Raw genomic sequence first — 20,327 nt, 5'->3', positions numbered from 1 at the left:
CCTAATTCAAAAGCCTATTTATTAAGACTCATGGTTAACTAAGGGTTCCAGCTGCTTCGCCATCCATTCTGCGATAAACGGTTGGGCATCCCGGGTTGGATGGATGCCATCTTCCATCATCCACTCCGGTTTAAGATACACCTGCTCCATAAAGAAAGGCAGCAGCGGAAGTGCAAACTGCTCCGCCAATTTGGGGTAAATATTGCTGAATGACTCGGTGTAGCGACGGCCATAGTTGGTCGGCAAACGGATCTGCATAATCAGAGGCTGAGCGTTAGCCTGTTTGACCAGCGTGATGATTTTTGCCAGATCCTGCTCGATATTAGGGGCCGGAAATCCCCGTAGCCCGTCATTGCCGCCCAGTTCAATCAACACCCAACGTGGCTGATGCTGTTTTAACAAGGCAGGAAGTCGCGCCAGCCCTTGTGCGGTGGTGTCACCGCTAATGCTGGCGTTAACCACAGCGATGCCTTTTTTCTGCGTTTGCCACTGTGTGTTCAACAGCGTTGGCCACGCGTTAGCGGCCGGCATTTGGTAGCCCGCGCTAAGGCTATCGCCCAGAATTAATAATGTGTCAGCGGCGAAAGCGCGTACGCTGCATAATCCCAGAAGCAAAAGGACGAAAACATGTTTGCGAAGACCAGCCCAGCGAGTGCTACGCCAAGCAAAACTGCGCACGTAGAAAACATTCTTGAAGTTCATCATCTTAGTAAGCACGTTGGTCAGGGAGAAAATCGGCTTTCCATCCTTACCGGAGTTGAGCTTATTGTCAAACCTGCGCAGACAATTGCCCTGATTGGGGAATCCGGTTCGGGGAAATCGACCTTGCTGGGAATTTTGGCCGGGCTGGATGATGGCTCGGAAGGCGAGGTGAGTCTGATGGGCAAGTCGCTAAACGCGCTGGATGAGGAAGGCCGTGCGGCGCTGCGCGCTCAGCATGTCGGTTTTGTCTTTCAGTCTTTCATGCTGGTGCCGACGCTGAATGCATTGGAGAACGTGCAATTACCCGCGTTGCTGCGCGGTGAAAGCGACAGCCACAGCCGTGGACAGGCTGAGCAACTGTTACAACAGCTCGGGTTGGGTGAGCGCTTACATCATCTTCCTGCTCAGCTTTCTGGCGGTGAGCAGCAGCGTGTGGCGCTGGCGCGTGCGTTCAGCGGTCGTCCCAACGTCTTGTTTGCCGATGAGCCTACCGGGAATCTGGATCGTAAAACCGGGGAACGCATCGTTGATCTGCTGTTTTCCCTCAACCGCGATTATGCCACCACGCTGATTCTGGTAACGCACGATGAACAACTGGCGGCGCGCTGTGAACGACGCCTGCGTTTAGTCGACGGCAAGCTGCGGGAGGACGCATGATCTGGCGGTGGTTCTGGCGCGAATGGCGTTCTCCTTCCTTACTGATTGTCTGGCTGGCATTAACGCTGGCTGTCGCTTGTGTGCTGGCGCTGGGCACGATCAGCGATCGCATGGAAAAAGGGCTCAGTCAGCAGAGCCGTGATTTTCTGGCTGGCGACCGCGTGCTGCGTGCTTCACGGCCTGTCGCGGAAGCCTGGCTTCAGGACGCGCAGCAGCGCGGGCTGACGCTCAGTCGACAGATTTCTTTCATGACCATGACGTTCGCGGGCGATACGCCACAGCTGGCACAGGTTAAAGCCACTGACCAGCGCTATCCGCTGTATGGCAATTTGCAGACGCGTCCTGAAGGGCTGCATGCGGAAGCGGGAACGGTGCTGGTAGCGCCGCGCCTGCTGGCGCTACTTGGGCTGAAAGTCGGCGATATGCTGGACGTCGGTGATACTGCACTGCGCATCAGCGGCGAGCTGATTCAGGAGCCGGATGCCGGCTTCAATCCGTTTGAGACCGCGCCGCGTATTCTGATGAATCTGGACGATGTCGAAAAAACCGGTGCGATTCAGCCGGGGGGACGCATTACCTGGCGCTACATGTTTTCCGGCAATGAGAAGCAAATTAGTGAATTCAGCAACTTCATCAAACCACAGCTTAAGCCCGATCAACGCTGGTATGGCATGGAGGATTCTGAAGGCGCGCTGAGCCAGTCGTTAAAGCGGTCGCAGCAGTTCCTGTTGTTGTCGGCGCTGCTGACGCTGCTGTTGTCTATTGCCGCAGTGGCGGTGGCGATGGGGCACTATTGCCGCAGCCGTTATGATTTGGTCGCTATCCTGAAAACGCTGGGTGCAGGCAGACAAGCGCTGAGGCGCTTAATCATCGGGCAGTGGCTTTCCGTGCTCGGGCTGGCGGCGGTGTGCGGCAGCGTGCTCGGTCTGGGATTTGAGGCGCTGTTGATGAAAATGCTGGCACCGGTGCTGCCCGCCACACTGCCAGCTTCTGGGCTGTGGCCGTGGGTATGGGCGCTGGGATCGCTTGTTCTAATCTCGCTGCTGGTTGGGCTGCGCCCGTATCGACTGCTGCTAGCGACACAACCGCTGCGCGTGTTACGTCAGGATGTGGTGGCGAACGTGTGGCCGCTGCGCTACTACCTGCCGATTGTCCTGCTTATTGTCGTCGGCCTGCTGGCCGTGTTGTCCGGTGGCGGCGTGCTGCTGTGGTCGCTGCTCGGCGGTATGGCGGTGCTGTCGTTACTGTTGGGCGTTATCGGTTGGGGCGGGTTGCTGTTATTACGACGCTTGACGGTTAAACGACTGGCATTGCGTCTAGCCATTAATCGCCTGTTGCGCCAGCCGTGGTCGACGCTCAGCCAACTGGCCGCCTTTTCGCTGTCCTTTATGCTCTTGGCACTCCTGCTGGTGATGCGCGGTGACTTGCTGGATCGCTGGCAGCAGCAATTGCCGCCGGGCAGCCCGAACTATTTCCTGCTGAATATCACGAAGGAGCAGGTGCCACAGGTGGAGGATTTCCTCTCTCAGCATGACGTGACGCCGGAGCAATTCTTCCCGATTATTCGTGCGCGTCTGACGGAAATTAATCAGCAGATTGCGACGGAAGTGATCCACGAGGACGATCCGGGCGGCAACACGGTGAACCGTGAGCTGAACCTGACCTGGATGAATGGGATTCCGCCGCACAACGTACTGGTGGAAGGCGAAGCGCCGAAGCCGGGTGAAGTCTCTATGGAAGCGAAAGAAGCCAAAGAGATGGGGATCAAGATTGGCGATACGCTGACCTTTACCGGTGATACGCAGCCGTTTAGCGCCACGGTGACCAGCTTCCGTCAGGTCGATTGGGAAAGCCTGCGTCCGAATTTCTTCTTCATTTTCCCTGTTGGAGCGTTGGATAACCAGCCGCAGTCCTGGCTGACCAGCTTCCGCTATGATGGCGATGAGAAGATGATTACGCAACTGAATCGCCAGTTCCCGACGGTGAGCGTGCTGGATATCGGCAGTATTCTGCGTCAGGTGGGGCAGGTCTTACAGCAGGTAAGCCGGGCGCTGGAGATTATGGTCATTCTGGTACTGTTCTGCGGCGTGCTGCTGTTGTTGGCACAAATTCAGGTCGGGATGCGTCAACGGCGTCAGGAACTGATGGTATATCGCACGCTGGGAGCTGGGTTACGCCTGCTGCGCACCACGCTGTGGTGTGAATTCGCGGTACTGGGACTGGTAGCAGGAACGGCAGCGGCGATTGGCGCAGAATCTGCCCTGTGGCTGTTGCAGCGTAAAGTCTTTAACTTTGCCTGGGAACCGAATATCACGATGTGGATAACGCTCCCGTTAATCGCTGCATTCCTGCTGTCGCTCTGCGGCGGCTGGCTGGGGCTACGGCTCTTACGCGGTAAAGCCCTGTTCCGGCAGTTTGCGGGGTAATATTGCGTATAAGAATACGCCATTTTCTCTGAGACGAATTGCTATGCAAACACAGAGAAAGTTTCGTGCGCAGTACCGCCGCCACGTTTATGCAAAACCTTACTAAGCGCCCGACGCAGGGCGCTCAAGCGCCGCAGCCCTGCGAACCCTGGCTTCTGGCTAAATTATGCCGCTACGCGGTTCCATCGGTGTTCATGACCGCTAACCGAGCCGCCAGTGACGCGTTCCCTACGCGGCACTGGCTTTCGCGACGTCCTGTCGCTCACTCGGCGGTCAAGCTCACCGCTGCATAATTTTTGATGCCGGATAACAGAGAGAATCTATCTTTTTACCTTACTGGCTTATAGAACTTCCCGGTGCTTCGCCGCCGGTTCCCGTCACGGTTTTGTGTTTCGCCAGATATTGATGCTGGAAAATACACATGCGGATCGTGTTGCGATATTCACCGTTGATGAAGAACTCATGGATCAGTTCGCCTTCTACCTCAAAGCCTAATTTGCTGTAGATGTGGATCGCTTTCTGGTTTTCCTTATCCACAATTAAATACAGCTTGTAGAGGTTCAATACCGAGAAGCCGTAATCCATGGCCAGTTTGGCCGCTGTGCTGGCGTAGCCGCGGCCTTGATAGGCCGGATCGATGATGATCTGAAATTCCGCGCGACGGTGGATATGGTTAATTTCCACCAGTTCAACCAGACCAACTTTGGTCTGTTCGTGTTCAATAATGAAGCGCCGCTCGCTCTGGTCATGAATATGCTTGTCGTACAGATCGCTGAGTTCGACAAAGGCCTCGTAAGGCTCTTCAAACCAATAACGCATCACACTGGCATTGTTATCCAACTGATGAACAAAAGTGAGATCGTCCCGCTCCAGCGGTCGTAGCCGAACGGAATTGCTCGTACCGGACATAATGAATCCTTAATTGATAAAAAGGACGTGAACCGAGGTTTCCAGAGTCACGCTGGCATGGGTATGCCAACGCTAGTATAGCGGCGGATAGGCTGGCGCTGAACGCGTAATGTGGAATGAAACATCGCAAGAGACCCCGCATCGTTGAGATGCGGGGCAAAAGCGGATTAGAAATCGACGCTGGCGCGCAGCACCACCTGACGCGGCTCGCCGATGGCGACACGCAGGTTGTTACCGCTGGAGGGGTAATAGGTCTGGTCGAACAGATTCTTCACGTTCAACTGCCATTTCACCTTGTAACCGTTGAGCGGCAGGCTATAGGCAATAAACGCATCGGCGACAGTGTAATCATCCAGATAGAAGGTGTTTGCTGCATCGCCCGCGCGGCGGCTGACGTAGCGCGCGCCCGCACCCGCGCGCAGATCGTCACCAGCGGCCAGGCCAATATTGCCGAAGTCCTGCGTCAGGAACAGCGAGGCTGTATGACGTGCGGCATTCGGCATACGTTTACCTGTGTTTTCCGGGTCTGCGGTGACGCGAGCATCGGTATAGGCATAAGAACCGATCAAGCTTAAGGCATCGGTGAGGCTACCTGCCAGATCCAGTTCAACGCCCTGCGAACGCACTTTCCCTGCTGTACGGTAAAGATTGTCATCAACCTTGACCATTACGTTTTGTTTTTCAATATCGAACAAAGCTACGTTACCGGTAATACGGTTGGGCAGATCCAGTTTGGCGCCGATTTCGTAAGACTTGCCGATTTCGGGCGGAAGGGCGCCGATGTTATTGGCAATATTGCTGTTGGGCTTAAATGAACCGCTGTAGCTGGCATAGAGCGATGAATACGATGTCAGGCTGTAAATGACGCCTGCACGCGGTACGACGCGGTGGTATGAGCTGTCTGTATTGGTGATGAAAGGGCGTCCTTTACCCGCCATCACATCGAACGTGTCATAACGCAAACCACCCAGCAACTGCCAGCGATCGTTAAGACGGATAGCGTCCTGCATAAATAAAGCTTTGCTGTCGATATTCTCGCGCTGGTCACTGTCTTTCGCGTTGACGGCAGTAGAGGCTGGTTGCTGGCCGTACACCGGGTTATAGATGTTGAATCCTGAAGCCGCTGTACCGCGGATCATATCGCCACGGAATGTTCTATCCGCTTCATAGTCAAACCCAAACAGCAACTGGTGATTGATGCGACCCCAGTCAACGTCGCCATTCAGCGTAAGCTGGACAATTTGCGCCTGGCTATGCGCATAGCTTGTAGCGTCTGGCTGACGTGTCAGGACTCCCGTATTGGCATTGTATTTTGTAGCACGCGCCTGATTATCACTGTAGCGGTTGCGGTTATACGAATAGGTCAGGCTGCTTTTCCAGCGGTCATTCAGATTGCGGTCAACCTGCATGGTGACGCTGTCCTGATCGCCGCGTGTTGCATTGTAGCTTTCATCAAAGCGGCGATCGCGCGGTGTATTAACTGGCTTGCCTGTCTTCGGATCGATAAGGGTGCCGCGATCGAAAGGCGTCAGGTATTCCATATGTTCGTAGGAAACACGTACCGTGGTGTCTTCGCCGTACCACATGAGGGATGGCGCAACCGTCGTCTGGCGGTTACGCCCGAAGTTGCGCCAGTAATCAGTTTCATCGTGATCGACCACCATACGGTAAGCCAGACCAGACGTACCTAACGGACCGGTGACATCCAACTGGCCGCCGCCGCCCTTGAAGCTGCTTCCCCAGCCTTCAATGTGCGTTTTCTGTACCAGTTCAGGCTTTTTGCTGATGATATTGATCACGCCGCCGGGTTCACCCATGCCGTAGAGCATGGAGGCCGGGCCTTTCAGCACTTCGACGCGCTCGCTGCTGGGCGTAAAGTTGCGTGCCTGAATGGAGCGTACGCCGTCGCGGAAAATCGAACCGTCGCGGTTATCGCCGAAGCCGCGTTTGATGATGGCATCCTGTGTGCCGCCCAGCGTATTCGACTGGGTGATACCGCTGACGTTATACAGCGCTTCATCGATGTTGCGTACCGCACGATCGTCAAGTACCTGAGTCGGAACGACGTTGACGGCCTGTGGCACATCCAGCAGGCGGCTTTCGGTTCGGGTGCCGGTCACGGTTTTATGCGGCTGATAACCCGTCTCTTTTCCCGTCTGCTCGCCAGGTTTTGCGCTCACCACCATGGTGTCTTCTTTGCCATCAACAATGGCGGCCTGAATGCTAAACGGCAACAGCGCCAGCAGCGGCCAGCCGTGGCGGAACGTGGTCTTTCTTATAGCAAACTTATTCATGCGAAATCTGACTCCAATAAATCCCTGAAAATTCAATAGGTAAAAACTGCTGGTAGAGTTGTTGTAGTGTTTGTTGCGGATCGATATCGGCAAACCGATCCGGGTAAAGCGCCTTGGCAAACATTTCGACCATCACGACGTGGTACGGGCTGAGGTAGAAGTTGTGCCACATGCTCCAGGCCCGGCCTGTTTGTACGGCTTGCAGGTGAGACAAAATAGGTTCCTGACGGATAAGCGTGTCGAAGCTCTCTTTCGCCTGCGCGGCGTTCACCAGCGGTCCGAGCATCAGACTGGAGAAACGTTTGCCTTCCGGCCCGGCCATGCCGGTGGCGATGTAGACATCAGGATTGGCAGCCAGCACGCGCTCTGGGCTCAACTCCCCGTAGACGCTGTTGATGGTGCCGTTGGCAATATTCTCGCCGCCAGCGAAAGTCAGCAGGTCGCCAAGGCTGCCGCCGACCGCCGTGGTGCAGCAGGTATCACGTCTACCCAGATGCAAATGCAGCATGACCGTCGGTTTTTTACCGTGGTATTGCGCGATACGCTGGCGAACCACGTCCATATGCTGCTGATAGAAATTGCTGAAGGCGGCAGCGCGCTGGGGCTGATTCAGCACCTCGCCGAGCAGGCGAATACTGGGTAACGTGTTGTTAAGCAGGTCGATACGCAGGTCGACGTAAATAAACGGGATCCCGGCACGAGTCAGCGTTTGTTGCAGCAGGTCTTCATTGGCCGCGTTTTTTGCCAACCGGGGAAGAATGACCAGATCGGGTTTTAGCGGCAGCAGCATCTCCGCGTTCATAGCTTGCAGGCTGCCGTTACCTAACTGTGGGATCTGGTTAAGCTGTGGGAATTTTTCGGTATAGCGTGACCAGCTTTGCGCATCGTAGCGCGCCATATCTCCCGGCCAGCCGACAACATGCTTTGCCGGGTTATCAGGCTGAAGCAGTGCCAGCGTATATAGCATGCGGCTCTCACCCAGAATGATGCGTTGGGGATTGTCTGGTATTTCCACCTGTCGGCCCAACATATCGGTGACCGTTTTTGCTTGTAGGAATGGGCTGAGGAAAAGCAGACAGAGTAGTAAGACAGTACGCATGGGGGAGTTCACAGAATTTAGGATGGGGAAAGATAATCATTGTCATTTTCGTTTTCAACCGATGAAAAGTGGGTGTAATTCCGGTTGATAGAAATGTTCTTTTTTATCTGAGTCTTAGTGTTCGCTTAGTAAAGATTAGTAAATATTTAAAGCGCGGATAGGGCTGAAAATAGCGATGTGTCGCGTGTGTGTAGGGAGGAAATATGCGGAGAAGGGGAGCTAAGAAAAAAGCAGGAAGAGGAAGTGAGTAAGGCTCCGTAGTGGGAGCCTTACTAAGATGATGAAGAGACAGAATTACTCAGCAGCGTAGCCCTGTGGCGGAATACGCACGCTGTCCAGCCAGGCTTCATTATCCCGCATCACCAGTCTGCCGTTCAGGAACCAGTTAATGACCATCGGATAAATCGTGTGCTCGTGCGTTTTCACGCGTTCGCTCAGGCTTTCTTCGGTGTCGTCACTAAATACAGGCACCTTCGCTTGCAGAATCAGTGGGCCACCATCCAGCTCATCCGTGACAAAATGCACGGAAGTCCCATGTTCCCGATCGCCATTTTCCAGCGCCTTGCGGTGTGTATGCAGGCCGGGATATTTGGGCAGCAGAGAAGGGTGAATGTTCAGCATTTTGCCGGCAAATTGGGCAACAAATTCCGGGCTAAGAATCCGCATGTAACCTGCCAGAACCACCAGCGCCGGCTCATATTGCTCAATTTCATTTGCCAGTGCGGCATCAAATGCGGCGCGATCGGCAAAATCTTCAGGGTTCAGGACGCACGTAGGAATATCCGCATTCTGCGCGCGTTCCAGCCCGTAGGCCTCCGCATTATTACTGAATACGGCGACGATCTTTCCTTTGAGACGTCCGTTCTTACAGGCGTCAATCAACGCCTGCAAGTTGCTTCCATGACCTGAAATCAGCACAACGATGTTTTTCATCAGTTAATAACCACTGCGTCTCCGGCATCGGTTTGAGTAATGACGCCGATTTTCCATGCGTTTTCACCGCTGCTGTTGAGTAATGCAACGGCCTCGTCTGCCTGTTCGGCTGGCAGTGCGATGATCATACCAACACCGCAGTTAAAAGTACGATACATTTCGTGACGGCTGACATTCCCGGCCTGTTGCAGCCAGTTGAACACCGCAGGCCATTGCCAGCTGGATTCATCGATAGTCGCCTGCATACCTTCTGGCAGAACGCGTGGGATATTTTCCCAGAAGCCGCCGCCGGTCAGGTGAGAAATCGCATGGACGTCCACTTTCTCAATCAGGGACAGGATGGATTTCACGTAGATTTTGGTCGGTGCCAGCAGGTGATCGGCCAGCGGTTTGCCTTCCAGCTCGAACTGCTCTGGATCGGTTTTGCTGACTTCAAGCACTTTGCGTACCAGAGAATAACCGTTTGAGTGCGGCCCGCTGGACGCGAGGGCAACCAGAACATCGCCGTTCTGGACTTTGCTGCCGTCAATGATTTCTGATTTTTCTACGACACCGACGCAGAAGCCGGCAACGTCGTAGTCTTCGCCGTGGTACATGCCCGGCATTTCGGCGGTTTCGCCACCGACCAGCGCACAGCCTGATTGCTTACAGCCTTCCGCGATACCGGTAATCACACTGGCAGCCGTATCGACATCCAGTTTGCCTGTAGCGTAATAGTCGAGGAAGAACAGCGGCTCAGCACCCTGAACCACCAGATCGTTCACGCACATCGCAACCAGATCGATACCAATGGTATCGTGGCGCTTCAGGTCCATCGCCAGGCGCAGTTTGGTGCCGACTCCGTCAGTGCCGGAAACCAGAATCGGTTCGCGGTATTTTTGCGGTAAGGCGCACAAGGCACCGAAACCACCCAATCCACCCATAACTTCCGGGCGACGGGTCTGTTTCACTACACCTTTAATACGGTCTACCAATGCATTACCCGCATCGATATCCACGCCTGCGTCTTTATAGCTGAGAGAGGTTTTGTCGGTCACTGCTGAGTCCCCACGAAGGTTACGGGTCGTATTCAGAAAACACGGTATTTAGAAAACATACTGTGGTAAAAATAATGCGCGCTAATTCTAACAGTGTAGGCAATCGTTTGCGAGCGATGAGTCATCGGCTGGCTATTTTTCGCTAACGGCGACAATTTCTCTCCTCGGTTGATCTGGATCAGGCTTAATCATATGGCGCTAAGTAAAAAAGGCGGTATAATCCCGCGATTTTTTTTACGACGGGCTCTCGTGCCCGCCGCCCTGCGGGCCGCCGCAAGCGGTGTTTAAAAACGCGTTTGGCGTTTTTGTCCGTCCACTAGCCGATGGGGAGATAATGATGAAGATCGTCGAGGTGAAACACCCGCTCGTCAAACACAAACTGGGTTTGATGCGAGAGAACGATATTAGTACGAAGCGTTTTCGTGAACTGGCTTCCGAAGTGGGAAGTTTGCTGACTTACGAAGCGACGGCTGACCTGGCAACCGAAAAAGTCACCATTGATGGCTGGTGCGGTCCAGTTGAAGTCGATCAGATCAAAGGCAAGAAAATTACCGTCGTACCGATTCTCCGTGCAGGATTAGGGATGATGGAAGGCGTGCTGGAAAATGTCCCTAGCGCGCGTATCAGCGTTGTCGGTATCTACCGTGATGAAGAGACGCTAGAGCCTGTTCCTTATTTCCAAAAGCTGGTTTCCAATATCGAAGAGCGCATGGCGCTGGTGGTTGACCCTATGTTGGCAACCGGCGGTTCAATGATTGCGACGATCGATCTGCTGAAAAAAGCGGGTTGTCACAGCATTAAGGTGTTGGTGTTGGTCGCGGCGCCAGAAGGGATTGCCGCACTGGAAAAAGCTCACCCGGATATCGAGCTTTACACAGCATCCATCGATAAAGGCCTCAACGAGCAGGGTTACATCATGCCGGGCCTGGGCGATGCGGGCGATAAAATATTTGGTACGAAATAACAGGTAAGCCGACTTATAGTCGGCTTTTTTTTGGCGCCAACCTAAGTATTGCCTATGGTGCGCCACGGCCTGTGTTACGTCACACGCGGTTCTTTTATACATCAGCAGTCACCATTCTCCTGCTTCGCTACGGCGGGGCGGGGTGAGTCTGGCTGTGATAATAAGTGCGGGTCTACCTGCACACACAAATAGCAACACTCGATAACAACATTACAGAGGATATTGAAGATGACTCGTCGCGCCATCGGGGTAAGTGAACGACCACCCTTGTTACAAACCATCCCGTTGAGTTTCCAGCATCTGTTTGCGATGTTTGGCGCTACCGTTCTGGTACCCATTCTGTTCAAGATCAATCCGGCAACCGTACTGTTATTCAACGGTGTCGGTACGCTGCTTTATTTATTCATTTGTAAGGGGAAAATCCCGGCGTATCTGGGGTCGAGTTTCGCGTTCATTTCTCCGGTTTTACTGCTGTTGCCGCTGGGATACGAGGTCGCACTAGGTGGTTTCATCATGTGCGGCGTGTTGTTCTGTCTGGTGGCGCTGATTGTTAAGAAAGCGGGGACTGGCTGGCTGAATGTGCTGTTCCCCCCTGCGGCGATGGGGGCGATTGTTGCGGTTATCGGCCTTGAACTGGCCGGTGTGGCGGCGGGAATGGCCGGATTGTTGCCTGCCGATGGCGCTTCTGTCGATTCTACCGCGGTGACGATTTCACTGGCGACGCTAGCAATCACCATTCTGGGATCGGTACTGTTTCGCGGTTTTCTGGCGATCATCCCGATTCTGATCGGGGTACTGGCAGGCTATGCGCTGTCGTTCGCGCTGGGCGTGGTGGATTTGACCCCGATTCGTGAAGCGCACTGGTTTGCGATGCCAACATTCTACACGCCGCGCTTTGAATGGTTTGCCATTCTGGCGATTCTGCCTGCGGCACTGGTGGTGATTGCAGAACACGTTGGCCATCTGGTTGTGACGGCGAATATCGTGAAGAAAGATCTGATGCGTGAACCGGGGCTGCATCGCTCCATGTTCGCCAACGGCATTTCTACCGTGCTGTCCGGCTTCTTTGGTTCTACGCCGAACACAACCTACGGTGAAAACATCGGCGTGCTGGCGATTACCAAAGTGTACAGCACCTGGGTTATCGGCGGTGCAGCGATCCTCGCGATTCTGCTCTCCTGCGTGGGCAAACTGGCGGCGGCGATTCAGGCTGTACCGGTTCCTGTCATGGGCGGTGTATCGCTGTTGCTGTACGGCGTGATTGGGGCGTCTGGTATTCGCGTACTGATTGAATCCAAAGTGGATTACAACAAAGCGCAAAACCTGATCCTGACCTCCGTGATCCTGATCATTGGCGTCAGCGGCGCAAAAGTGCATCTGGGCGCGACTGAGCTGAAAGGCATGGCGCTGGCGACGGTTGTCGGTATCGGGATGAGCCTGGTGTTTAAGGTCATCAGCCTGTTCCGCAAAGAGGAAGAGATCCTCGATGCGCCGGAAGAGAACGACGCACGTTCATAACCGCATTAGTTCCCCTGTTGAGGCCGTCACTATCGCGTCCTCAACAGGGCACGGTTTCTGTGATAAACTCGATCCGATTTCCTGCCCGTTTTGCTTGAGGTGATTCTGAACACGCCGGCACAGCTTTCATTGCCACTCTACTTACCCGATGACGAAACCTTTGCCAGTTTCTATCCGGGTGAAAACGCGTCTCTTCTTGCCGCTATTAATAATGCTTTGCATCAGGAGCATGGTAGCTACATCTATTTCTGGTCACGCGAAGGGGGCGGGCGCAGCCATCTGCTGCATGCTGCCTGCGCTGAACTGTCGCGTCAGGAACGCGCGGTGGGCTACGTGCCGTTAGATAAGCGCGCCTATTTTGTGCCGGATGTGTTGGAAGGTATGGAGCAACTGGCGCTGGTGTGTATCGATAACATCGAATCGATTGCGGGTGATGAAGAGTGGGAAATGGCAGTGTTTAACTTGTATAACCGCATTCAGGAAACAGGACGTGCTCGGCTGTTGATTACCGGCGATCGTCCGCCGCGTCAGCTGAATTTACACCTGCCCGATCTGGCTTCTCGTCTCGACTGGGGACAAATCTACAAGCTGCAACCGCTGTCGGATGATGAGAAAGGGGAAGCGCTACAGCTGCGCGCCAGACTGCGCGGGTTCGAATTGCCGGAAGACGTGAGCCGTTTTCTGCTTAAACGTCTGGATCGGGAAATGCGGACGTTATTTATGACGCTCGATCAGCTTGACCACGCTTCCATCACCGCACAGCGCAAGCTGACCATTCCTTTTGTGAAAGAGATCCTCGGACTGTAGTTAACGATCGTTGTTAAAAGATCGTCGTTGAGGATCGTTCACGTCTCTCGTTTACAACTATTTTTACCGCCATTTTTTACAACGACAGTATTTCCAGCACCTGTTCCGGCGGGCGGCCAATACGTGCCTGGCCGTGCGCCACGACGATAGGGCGCTCGATGAGTTTCGGGTTATCGACCATTGCCTGAATCAGCTGCGTTTCTGTCAGCGCGGTATCGGACAGCCCCAACTGCTGATAACGCTCTTCTTTGGTTCTCATTAACTCACGTGCGCTGTTAAAGCCCAATTGTTGAATAAGCTGAGCCAGCGTCGCGGCATCGGGCGGCGTGTCGAGATAGAGCACGACGTCGGGCGTGACATTGTGTTCCTGCAACAGCGCCAGCGTTTCACGGCTTTTGGAGCAGCGCGGGTTGTGGTAAATCGTCACGGATGTTTGGGTTGAAGATTGTGTCATCGTCATGCTCCTTATCAGGATTTCTGGTACTGGCGGAAACGCTGCTGCAATTGGCGCAGCTGGTCGATGCGGGCGTCGTAGCGCGCCTGTTCCAGACTCCCCAATTTAACCAGTGAGCTCGCGTTGCTCAGTAGCCGAATAGCCTGGTCGAGCTGGCCGCTGAGCGCCAGACTCTCTGCGCGTGCTGCCAGTTCTTCCGCGCGCTGTCCTTGTGCTGCTGCGGCTTGTGCCAGCAGATCCCAGCCGTTCGAGTCGTCAAGGTGAGCGTAGGTGTAGCGATAGAGTATTTTGCTGGCGGCTGCAGGCTGCTTCCCTTCCACATAGGCATTTGCCAGATTAAGCTGAAGTACCGGATTAGCCTGTGCTCCGGGAGCGTTTTGTAAGCGGCTGATAGCCTGAGCCGCGCGGTTTTGTCCCAGATCGATATCGGTCATCATATCCAGAAACCACGGGTTTTCAGGCGCGCTGCTTAGCAGCGGTTGCAGTACATTGCGCGCCTCATCGTACTTTTTCGCCTGATAAAACTGAATCGCTCGGCCATACTTTGCGGCCAACTGTTCCCGCACGTTGCCTTTTTCCCATTGCTCCAGCAGATCGTTGCTCAGCGGACGATCCGGTGAGCCATACATGCCAAAGGTTCGTATTTTGGCGAACAGGAAATCCTGAGAAGATTGCACTGGCGTTGAACGCATCTGGTTGGCGCGGTTGCGGGCGTCGGACAGGCGACTTTCCGGCAAGGGGTGAGTCAACAGCATTTCCGGCGGTCTGGAAGCGTAACGCGACTGATCCGCCAGTTTTTGCAGGAAATTTGGCATGGCTTGCGGATCGAACCCCGCACGCTGCAAGACCTGAATCCCGATGCGGTCTGCCTCTTGTTCATTCGCCTGCGTGAACGTAATCATGCCCTGCTGCGCACCCGCCAGCGTACCGCTAAGTGCCGCCATCCCCAACTGTGGATTAGCCATCGCCAACAGTATGGAACCGAGCGCGCCAACCCACGTAAGCGGGGCGCTACGCTGCTGTGATTCCATGCTACGCGCCAGATGACGTTGGGTAACGTGAGAGATTTCATGTGCCAGCACGGAGGCCAGTTCGCTTTCGCTATCGGCATAGCGGAACAGCGCAGAATGCAGCACCACGTTGCCGCCAAAGAAGGCAAAGGCGTTAATGTCATCATTACGGATCAGGTAAAAATGAAACGGCGTACGCACGGAATCGGCCTGTTTGACCAATCTGTTACCGAGTTGATTAATGTAATTCGACAGCAGCGGATCGTTGATAAGCGGTGCGCCGGCACGCAGTTGGCGGACGTAAAAATCCCCCATTGCCAGTTCCTGATTGATACTGAGCGTACCGCCTGCGGTGGTGCCGATATCCGGCAGCCGATCCTGCGTGTCGGCCTGAGCAGGAAGCAGGTTGCCAGCCAGTAGTGCCCCAAACAGCACGGACATGACCGTTTTTCTTAACCGAATAGACATAACGGAAGATAACCTTATCAACAGCTAACGTGAAAGCATTCTGCCAACTATCTTAGCCAGCGATGGCAGACAAAGAAATGCCCGAGCGGGAAAAACGTAGTGAAGAGGAAGAATAACAGGAAAAACCGGCACGTATGACGGTGCCGGTGGAGGATTTAAAAACCGCGAATCAGGCGTTTTTCAAATAATCGAGAACGATGTCGTGGTGGTTGCTGGTTTTGAAGTCGTCAAAAACCTTCTCGACCTTGCCGTTTTCATCGATCAGGAAACTGATACGATGAATACCATCATAGGTTTTCCCCATGAAGGTTTTTTCTCCCCAAACGCCAAATCCTTCTGAAACCTGATGGTCTTCATCAGAAAGCAGCGTGAAATTTAAGACTTCTTTCTCGACAAAGCGGGACAGTTTTTCTGATTTGTCCGTGCTGATACCGAGAACTTCAACGCCATATTTTTTCAGATCGTCCATGTTGTCGCGCAGGCCGCAGGCTTGAACGGTGCATCCTGGCGTCATCGCTTTAGGGTAGAAATACACCAACACTTTCTGTCCCTGGAAGTCGGTTAAATTTACTTGTTCGCCATCTTGGTCGGGCAAGCTAAATTTCGGTGCAATATCACCGGCTTTCAGTGTGTTCATCACGACTCTCCGTCTTGTTTCTCTTCATGCTGTGGATATACCCATGCTATTCGCAATAATAATGGCAGCGTTATGCTATTGGGCACAAATACTATTGGGTGCCAAATACTACTGGGCATAGTTAACGACGCTAATACTGCCTTGTGCGTTCAATTCTGTACATAGCTGATGAAAGGCTGGCTCAATAATTGAGCTATCCAGCGTGGCAGAACTGTGTGCGGCAATCTGAATATACAACTGCGGCGGTTTGCCACCCTCGGCGGGCTGTGTTTTTGACACCAGCTCAGCAATGTTTAACTGATGAGAATCGAATAAATCGGTAAAACGCTCGATGATGTGAGGGGAGTCGGCAACGTCAACCTTCACCCAGACGGTAGAGGGCGTCGGCTGGCTGGCCTGTGACTCCGTCCGCTTCATCACGATCAGCAGATCCATCTCTGCGCCTTTCAGCGGCAGGGTTGATTCGATCAGCGTTATCGCGTTCCAGCTACCGGACAGCAACATAATGAAGGTGAATTCTTTGCCCAGCATGGCAAGACGGCTATCTTCGATATTGCAGCCACAGCTACTGACGTGGCGGGTAATCGCATTGACAATACCAGGGCGATCAACCCCCAGTGCGGTAATAACCAGATAGTATTCTTGTGAGCTTGGCAACATCATGCTTCCTGTCTTTTTTCCCATTAATCACATGGTAAACATAAAAAATTGCTTGGAGCAATTTTTAACGCCGCTTGCGGCGGCCCGAAGGGCGGCGGGCAGGGATAGCCCGCCGTAAAAAACTGGAGCAATTTTTAACGCCGCTTGCGGCGGCCCGAAGGGCGGCGGGCAGGGATAGCCCGCCGTAAAAACCTGGAGCAATTTTTAACGCCGCTTGCCGTCGCTTAGACAATATTTCGTGATTGTGGGCATTCCGCGTTAAGGTGAATTCTGGTCACCAGAGATAAAGCGCCTTTCATCATGCGACGGCATCAAATAAATAACGACTGGGTAAAGCAGGCCCAGCATCCCGCCTCGTTCGAACGAATTGAGGCTTTCTTCCGTGGGCACGGTTACGATCCCCATCGGCACGACACCTATGCGATTGGGCGGACGTTATCCGGCGTGCAGCGTTTTCACTATCGTGGCAGCCTGTGCAATAGCGTGCCGGGGGGAACGCTGGTACTTCATCCGGATGAGATTCATGATGGCGAAGCGGGTTCTGCCGACGGCTTTCAGTACCGCATGATTTACGTTGAGCCGGCGCTGATTCAAAAAATACTCGGTGGTAAACCTCTGCCCTTCGTTAACGGCGGCATATCTAACGATCCGCGTCTGTTTGCGGCAACGGAACCGTTGCTCAGAGCGATGGAGGAGGGATTCGATGAACTGGAAGAAGATGATGTGCTCTACGATCTGGCGCAGGCTCTATCGGCTGTGGGTGGACAGCGGCATCCGCGGCGTTTGTTCGACTACCACGCTGCCGAACGGGCACGTGAATATATTCATGATGCCTTTGATAAGGCCATTACGCTTGATGAGCTGGCACTGGTGAGCGGTCGGGACCGCTGGAGCCTGACGCGCGATTTCCGCGCACTTTTCGGCACGACGCCGTACCGCTACGTCACCATGCGCCGTCTCGAACACTGTCGGCGAGGTATGCTGGCCGGTGACAGCCTCGTCGATATCGCCGCTCGGGCGGGTTTCGCGGACCAAAGCCATATGACGCGTCATTTCGTGAAGGCATTTGGCCTTTCACCGGGTCACTGGCAGCGAATGTTCACTACGTTTTAATCTACTTGCACAATCGTTCAATACAGTCGGTACTCTGCTTCGCTAGTCTGAGGGCGTCATCATAAGGAGAGACGGTATGTATAAATCCATTAATTTTGCCCAAAAGTTAGCGTTATTCGACGATCGCTGGCAGCCGAAAGTGATCGCGGAGATGAATGACTATCAGTTTAAAATCGTGAAAATTCAGGGCGATTTCATCTGGCATTCCCATCCCGAAACGGACGAAACATTCATCGTGCTGGCAGGCCAACTGAGAATCGATTTTCGTGACGGCGATGTGCACATCAATGCTGGGGAAATGTACGTTGTCCCACGCGGCGTTGAACATAAGCCTTATGCAGAACACGAAGTAAAAATGCTGCTCATTGAACCAAAAGGCGTGCTGAATACGGGTCATGAAGGCGGTGAGCGGACGGCTGAAAATGATATTTGGATTTGATCGGTTGGGTGAAAAATAACCTGAAACATCCCGCGAGTGACGGATAAGTCGCAGTAAACGGGCTGCTTTTGGCGCAAAACGTCAGAAGCATTTTTAATTTCGTTTACTGCGTCATAAAAAAACCTGCGTCAGACGCCGACAACGCCCTTGTCCGCTTGCTTTTGCATAGAAGTCAAAAGTACCATGAAGCACTTGTTTGTGGAGGGGATGGCCAATGTTTACGGGAAGTATTGTTGCGCTGGTTACGCCGATGGACGCCAAAGGCGCCGTCGATCGGGCGAGCTTGAAAAAACTGATTGATTATCATGTCGCTAGCGGTACATCGGCGATTGTCTCTGTCGGCACGACGGGTGAATCCGCCACGCTGAGCCATGACGAACATGGCGATGTCGTGATGCTGACGCTGGAGCTGAGCGACGGACGTATTCCTGTCATCGCGGGTACCGGTGCTAACGCGACCGCCGAAGGCGTTTCACTGACTAAACGTTTTCACGGCACTGGCGTTGTGGGCTGCCTGACGGTCACGCCGTACTACAATAAACCGACGCAGGAAGGCCTGTACCAGCACTTCAAAGCGATTGCCGAGCATACCGATCTGCCGCAAATCCTGTATAACGTACCTTCCCGTACTGGCTGTGACATGCTGCCGGAAACCGTTGCCCGTTTGTCCGAAGTGAAAAATATTGTCGCAATTAAAGAAGCGACGGGGAACTTAAGTCGGGTAAGCCAGATCCAAGAGCTGGTTAGTGAAGACTTCATTTTGCTGAGCGGCGATGACGCCAGCGGTCTGGACTTTATGCAACTCGGCGGTAAAGGTGTGATTTCCGTAACGGCGAACATTGCTGCGCGTGAAATGGCGGAACTTTGCAAGCTGGCGGCGCAGGGCAATTTTGTCGAAGCGCGCCGTTTAAATCAGCGCCTGATGCCATTGCATCAGAAATTATTTGTTGAACCCAATCCTATTCCGGTGAAGTGGGCCTGTAAGGAATTGGGACTCATGGCGACCGATACGCTGCGCCTGCCGATGACACCGCTGACCGATTCCGGTCGTACGGTAATGGGGCAAGCACTTAAGCAAGCGGGTTTGCTGTAATCGTTAGGGAGATTTAATGAGTTATTCATTACAAAAGTCGATGGTGGCGAAAGTCGTTGGCATATCACTCGTGATGTTGCTGGCGGCTTGTTCCTCCGATCAGCGCTATAAGCGTCAGGTGAGTGGCGATGAATCCTATCTGAAGGCACCGGCGCAGCACGCGCTGAATACGCCAGCCGGGATGATTTTACCGGTGCAGAACGGGGATTATGATATACCGCCCGTTACCCTGAATGGCGCGGTCGGCAAGGAACTGGATATTCGTCCTCCAGTGCAACCATTGGCCTTGTTGAATGGTTCCCGCACCCAGATCTCTGGAGATACGGCAACGCTGCTGTTAGAAAACAGTTCGCAAAACAGTCAGCTCTGGCCTCAGGTTATCCGCGTGTTGCAAGACAAAGCGTACACCATTGCCAGTCGTCAGGACGCCAGCCAAACGCTGACGACCGACTGGATCTCATGGCCGCGTGAAGATGAAAACGTACCGTATCAGGGACGTTATCAGATTTCCGTGCAGCAGCAGGGTTATCAGGTCGCACTGATCGTGAAACTGCTGGGACTACAGCTGAACGGCCAGCCAGTGACGACGAGCGATCAGAATCAGCGCTACGCTGGTCTGATGCTGAATGCGCTCAGTAATGGTCTGGATGCTCAGGCAACCGCGCGCGAAAACGCACTGGCAAACCGCACCATTGGTTCGCTGGATGTGCAGAGCGGGGCGGATGACACAGGTCTGCCACTGCTGATTGTACGCGGTCCGTACACGGTGGTGTGGGATCGTCTGCCAACCGCGCTGAGTAAAATCGGAATGGAAGTTAGCGATCGCAGCCGTCCGCAGGGCTCGGTTTCCGTCAAGTATAGAGCGCCGAGCGGCGGAACCTGGGATGATCTGGGCGCGAAAAATCCTGAACTGCCTAACGGCGATTACAAATTGCAGGTCGGCGATTTAGATAACCGCAGCAGTCTGCAATTTATCGATTCTAAAGGGCATACGCTAACCCAGTCTCAGAACGATGCGCTGGTGGCCGTATTCCAGGCGGCGTTCAGTAAATAACGCATAAACCAAGGGTCGGATTATCCGGCCCTTCTTCATTCAACAATCTCTAC

General features: G+C 53.8%; 19 protein-coding genes. 9 read left to right on the top strand and 10 right to left on the bottom strand.

Translation table 11 applies throughout. The features are described from left to right. Positions 1-21 precede the first annotated feature (21 nt). Positions 22-705: a multifunctional acyl-CoA thioesterase I/protease I/lysophospholipase L1 gene (tesA, locus tag AB8809_RS17085; RefSeq protein ID WP_180778321.1), complete on the bottom strand. Its 684-nt coding sequence runs from the start codon at positions 703-705 to the stop codon at positions 22-24. Here tesA and ybbA point away from each other — a divergent pair. After that, positions 628-1,359 (top strand): putative ABC transporter ATP-binding protein YbbA, encoded by a 732-nt coding sequence (gene ybbA, locus AB8809_RS17080; protein ID WP_113632269.1) that lies wholly within the window; start codon positions 628-630, stop codon positions 1,357-1,359. The genes tesA and ybbA overlap by 78 nt on opposite strands. Further along, the gene (gene ybbP / locus AB8809_RS17075) at positions 1,356-3,785 is read left to right on the top strand and encodes a putative ABC transporter permease subunit YbbP (RefSeq protein ID WP_349855084.1); all 2,430 of its coding nucleotides are present in this window, start codon (positions 1,356-1,358) and stop codon (positions 3,783-3,785) included. Before ybbA ends, ybbP begins: the two co-directional genes overlap by 4 nt. A gap of 333 nt (positions 3,786-4,118) precedes the next feature. Here ybbP and speG read toward each other — a convergent pair whose 3' ends face one another. From speG to purM, 5 genes are all read right to left on the bottom strand, one after another. Continuing rightward, positions 4,119-4,694, bottom strand: a complete 576-nt coding sequence (gene speG, locus AB8809_RS17070) for a spermidine N1-acetyltransferase (protein ID WP_010284156.1) — start codon at positions 4,692-4,694, stop codon at positions 4,119-4,121. A gap of 167 nt (positions 4,695-4,861) precedes the next feature. Continuing rightward, on the bottom strand, positions 4,862-6,988 hold the full coding sequence (locus AB8809_RS17065; RefSeq protein WP_349855080.1) for a TonB-dependent siderophore receptor: 2,127 nt from the start codon (positions 6,986-6,988) through the stop codon (positions 4,862-4,864). Next, positions 6,981-8,087 (bottom strand): ABC transporter substrate-binding protein, encoded by a 1,107-nt coding sequence (locus tag AB8809_RS17060; RefSeq protein ID WP_180778325.1) that lies wholly within the window; start codon positions 8,085-8,087, stop codon positions 6,981-6,983. Before AB8809_RS17060 ends, AB8809_RS17065 begins: the two co-directional genes overlap by 8 nt. Positions 8,088-8,381: 294 nt before the next feature. Continuing rightward, the gene (gene purN / locus AB8809_RS17055) at positions 8,382-9,020 is read right to left on the bottom strand and encodes a phosphoribosylglycinamide formyltransferase (RefSeq protein ID WP_015839416.1); all 639 of its coding nucleotides are present in this window, start codon (positions 9,018-9,020) and stop codon (positions 8,382-8,384) included. Continuing rightward, positions 9,020-10,057 (bottom strand): phosphoribosylformylglycinamidine cyclo-ligase, encoded by a 1,038-nt coding sequence (purM, locus tag AB8809_RS17050; protein ID WP_015839417.1) that lies wholly within the window; start codon positions 10,055-10,057, stop codon positions 9,020-9,022. The genes purN and purM overlap by 1 nt, the downstream gene beginning before the upstream one ends. A 337-nt stretch (positions 10,058-10,394) precedes the next feature. Between purM and upp the strand changes: the two genes are divergently transcribed. From upp to hda, 3 genes are all read left to right on the top strand, one after another. Next, positions 10,395-11,021 (top strand): uracil phosphoribosyltransferase, encoded by a 627-nt coding sequence (gene upp, locus AB8809_RS17045; protein WP_014914591.1) that lies wholly within the window; start codon positions 10,395-10,397, stop codon positions 11,019-11,021. A gap of 228 nt (positions 11,022-11,249) precedes the next feature. After that, on the top strand, positions 11,250-12,539 hold the full coding sequence (gene uraA, locus AB8809_RS17040) for a uracil permease (protein WP_014914592.1): 1,290 nt from the start codon (positions 11,250-11,252) through the stop codon (positions 12,537-12,539). A 99-nt stretch (positions 12,540-12,638) separates the two neighbouring features. Continuing rightward, entirely contained in the window at positions 12,639-13,346 is a 708-nt protein-coding gene (gene hda, locus AB8809_RS17035) for a DnaA inactivator Hda (RefSeq protein ID WP_015839419.1), read from the top strand. 76 nt (positions 13,347-13,422) lie between these two features. On the opposite strand, the gene arsC is transcribed toward hda, so the two are convergent. From arsC to AB8809_RS17015, 4 genes are all read right to left on the bottom strand, one after another. Beyond that, positions 13,423-13,800, bottom strand: coding sequence for an arsenate reductase (glutaredoxin) (arsC, locus tag AB8809_RS17030; RefSeq protein WP_332408602.1), 378 nt, complete (start codon positions 13,798-13,800; stop codon positions 13,423-13,425). A gap of 14 nt (positions 13,801-13,814) precedes the next feature. After that, positions 13,815-15,251, bottom strand: a complete 1,437-nt coding sequence (locus tag AB8809_RS17025) for a M48 family metalloprotease (protein WP_369987606.1) — start codon at positions 15,249-15,251, stop codon at positions 13,815-13,817. 196 nt (positions 15,252-15,447) lie between these two features. Next, a complete protein-coding gene (gene bcp / locus AB8809_RS17020) occupies positions 15,448-15,915 on the bottom strand; it encodes a thioredoxin-dependent thiol peroxidase (RefSeq protein ID WP_015839422.1) in 468 nt (155 codons plus the stop codon). 108 nt (positions 15,916-16,023) lie between these two features. Next, positions 16,024-16,575 carry a glycine cleavage system transcriptional repressor gene (locus AB8809_RS17015; protein WP_180778436.1) on the bottom strand — a complete coding sequence of 184 codons (552 nt, stop codon included), beginning with the start codon at positions 16,573-16,575 and terminating at the stop codon, positions 16,024-16,026. Positions 16,576-16,875: 300 nt separating this feature from the next. Here AB8809_RS17015 and AB8809_RS17010 point away from each other — a divergent pair, with 300 nt between their 5' ends. The 4 genes from AB8809_RS17010 (at position 16,876) to bamC (ending at position 20,274) form a co-directional block, all read left to right on the top strand. Then, complete coding sequence (locus AB8809_RS17010; RefSeq protein WP_180778327.1) at positions 16,876-17,688, top strand: AraC family transcriptional regulator; 813 nt, start codon at positions 16,876-16,878, stop codon at positions 17,686-17,688. A gap of 76 nt (positions 17,689-17,764) precedes the next feature. Further along, a complete protein-coding gene (locus AB8809_RS17005) occupies positions 17,765-18,127 on the top strand; it encodes a cupin domain-containing protein (protein ID WP_256599641.1) in 363 nt (120 codons plus the stop codon). Between the two features lie 214 nt (positions 18,128-18,341). Then, a complete protein-coding gene (dapA, locus tag AB8809_RS17000) occupies positions 18,342-19,220 on the top strand; it encodes a 4-hydroxy-tetrahydrodipicolinate synthase (protein WP_015839426.1) in 879 nt (292 codons plus the stop codon). 16 nt (positions 19,221-19,236) lie between these two features. Further along, positions 19,237-20,274: an outer membrane protein assembly factor BamC gene (gene bamC / locus AB8809_RS16995; protein WP_349855074.1), complete on the top strand. Its 1,038-nt coding sequence runs from the start codon at positions 19,237-19,239 to the stop codon at positions 20,272-20,274. Positions 20,275-20,327: the final 53 nt, after the last annotated feature.

Source organism: Pectobacterium aroidearum, from assembly GCF_041228105.1.
GTDB lineage: Bacteria > Pseudomonadota > Gammaproteobacteria > Enterobacterales > Enterobacteriaceae > Pectobacterium > Pectobacterium aroidearum.
Note: the sequence above shows the minus strand (reverse complement) of the source record. Positions and strands in the feature narration are given on the sequence as shown.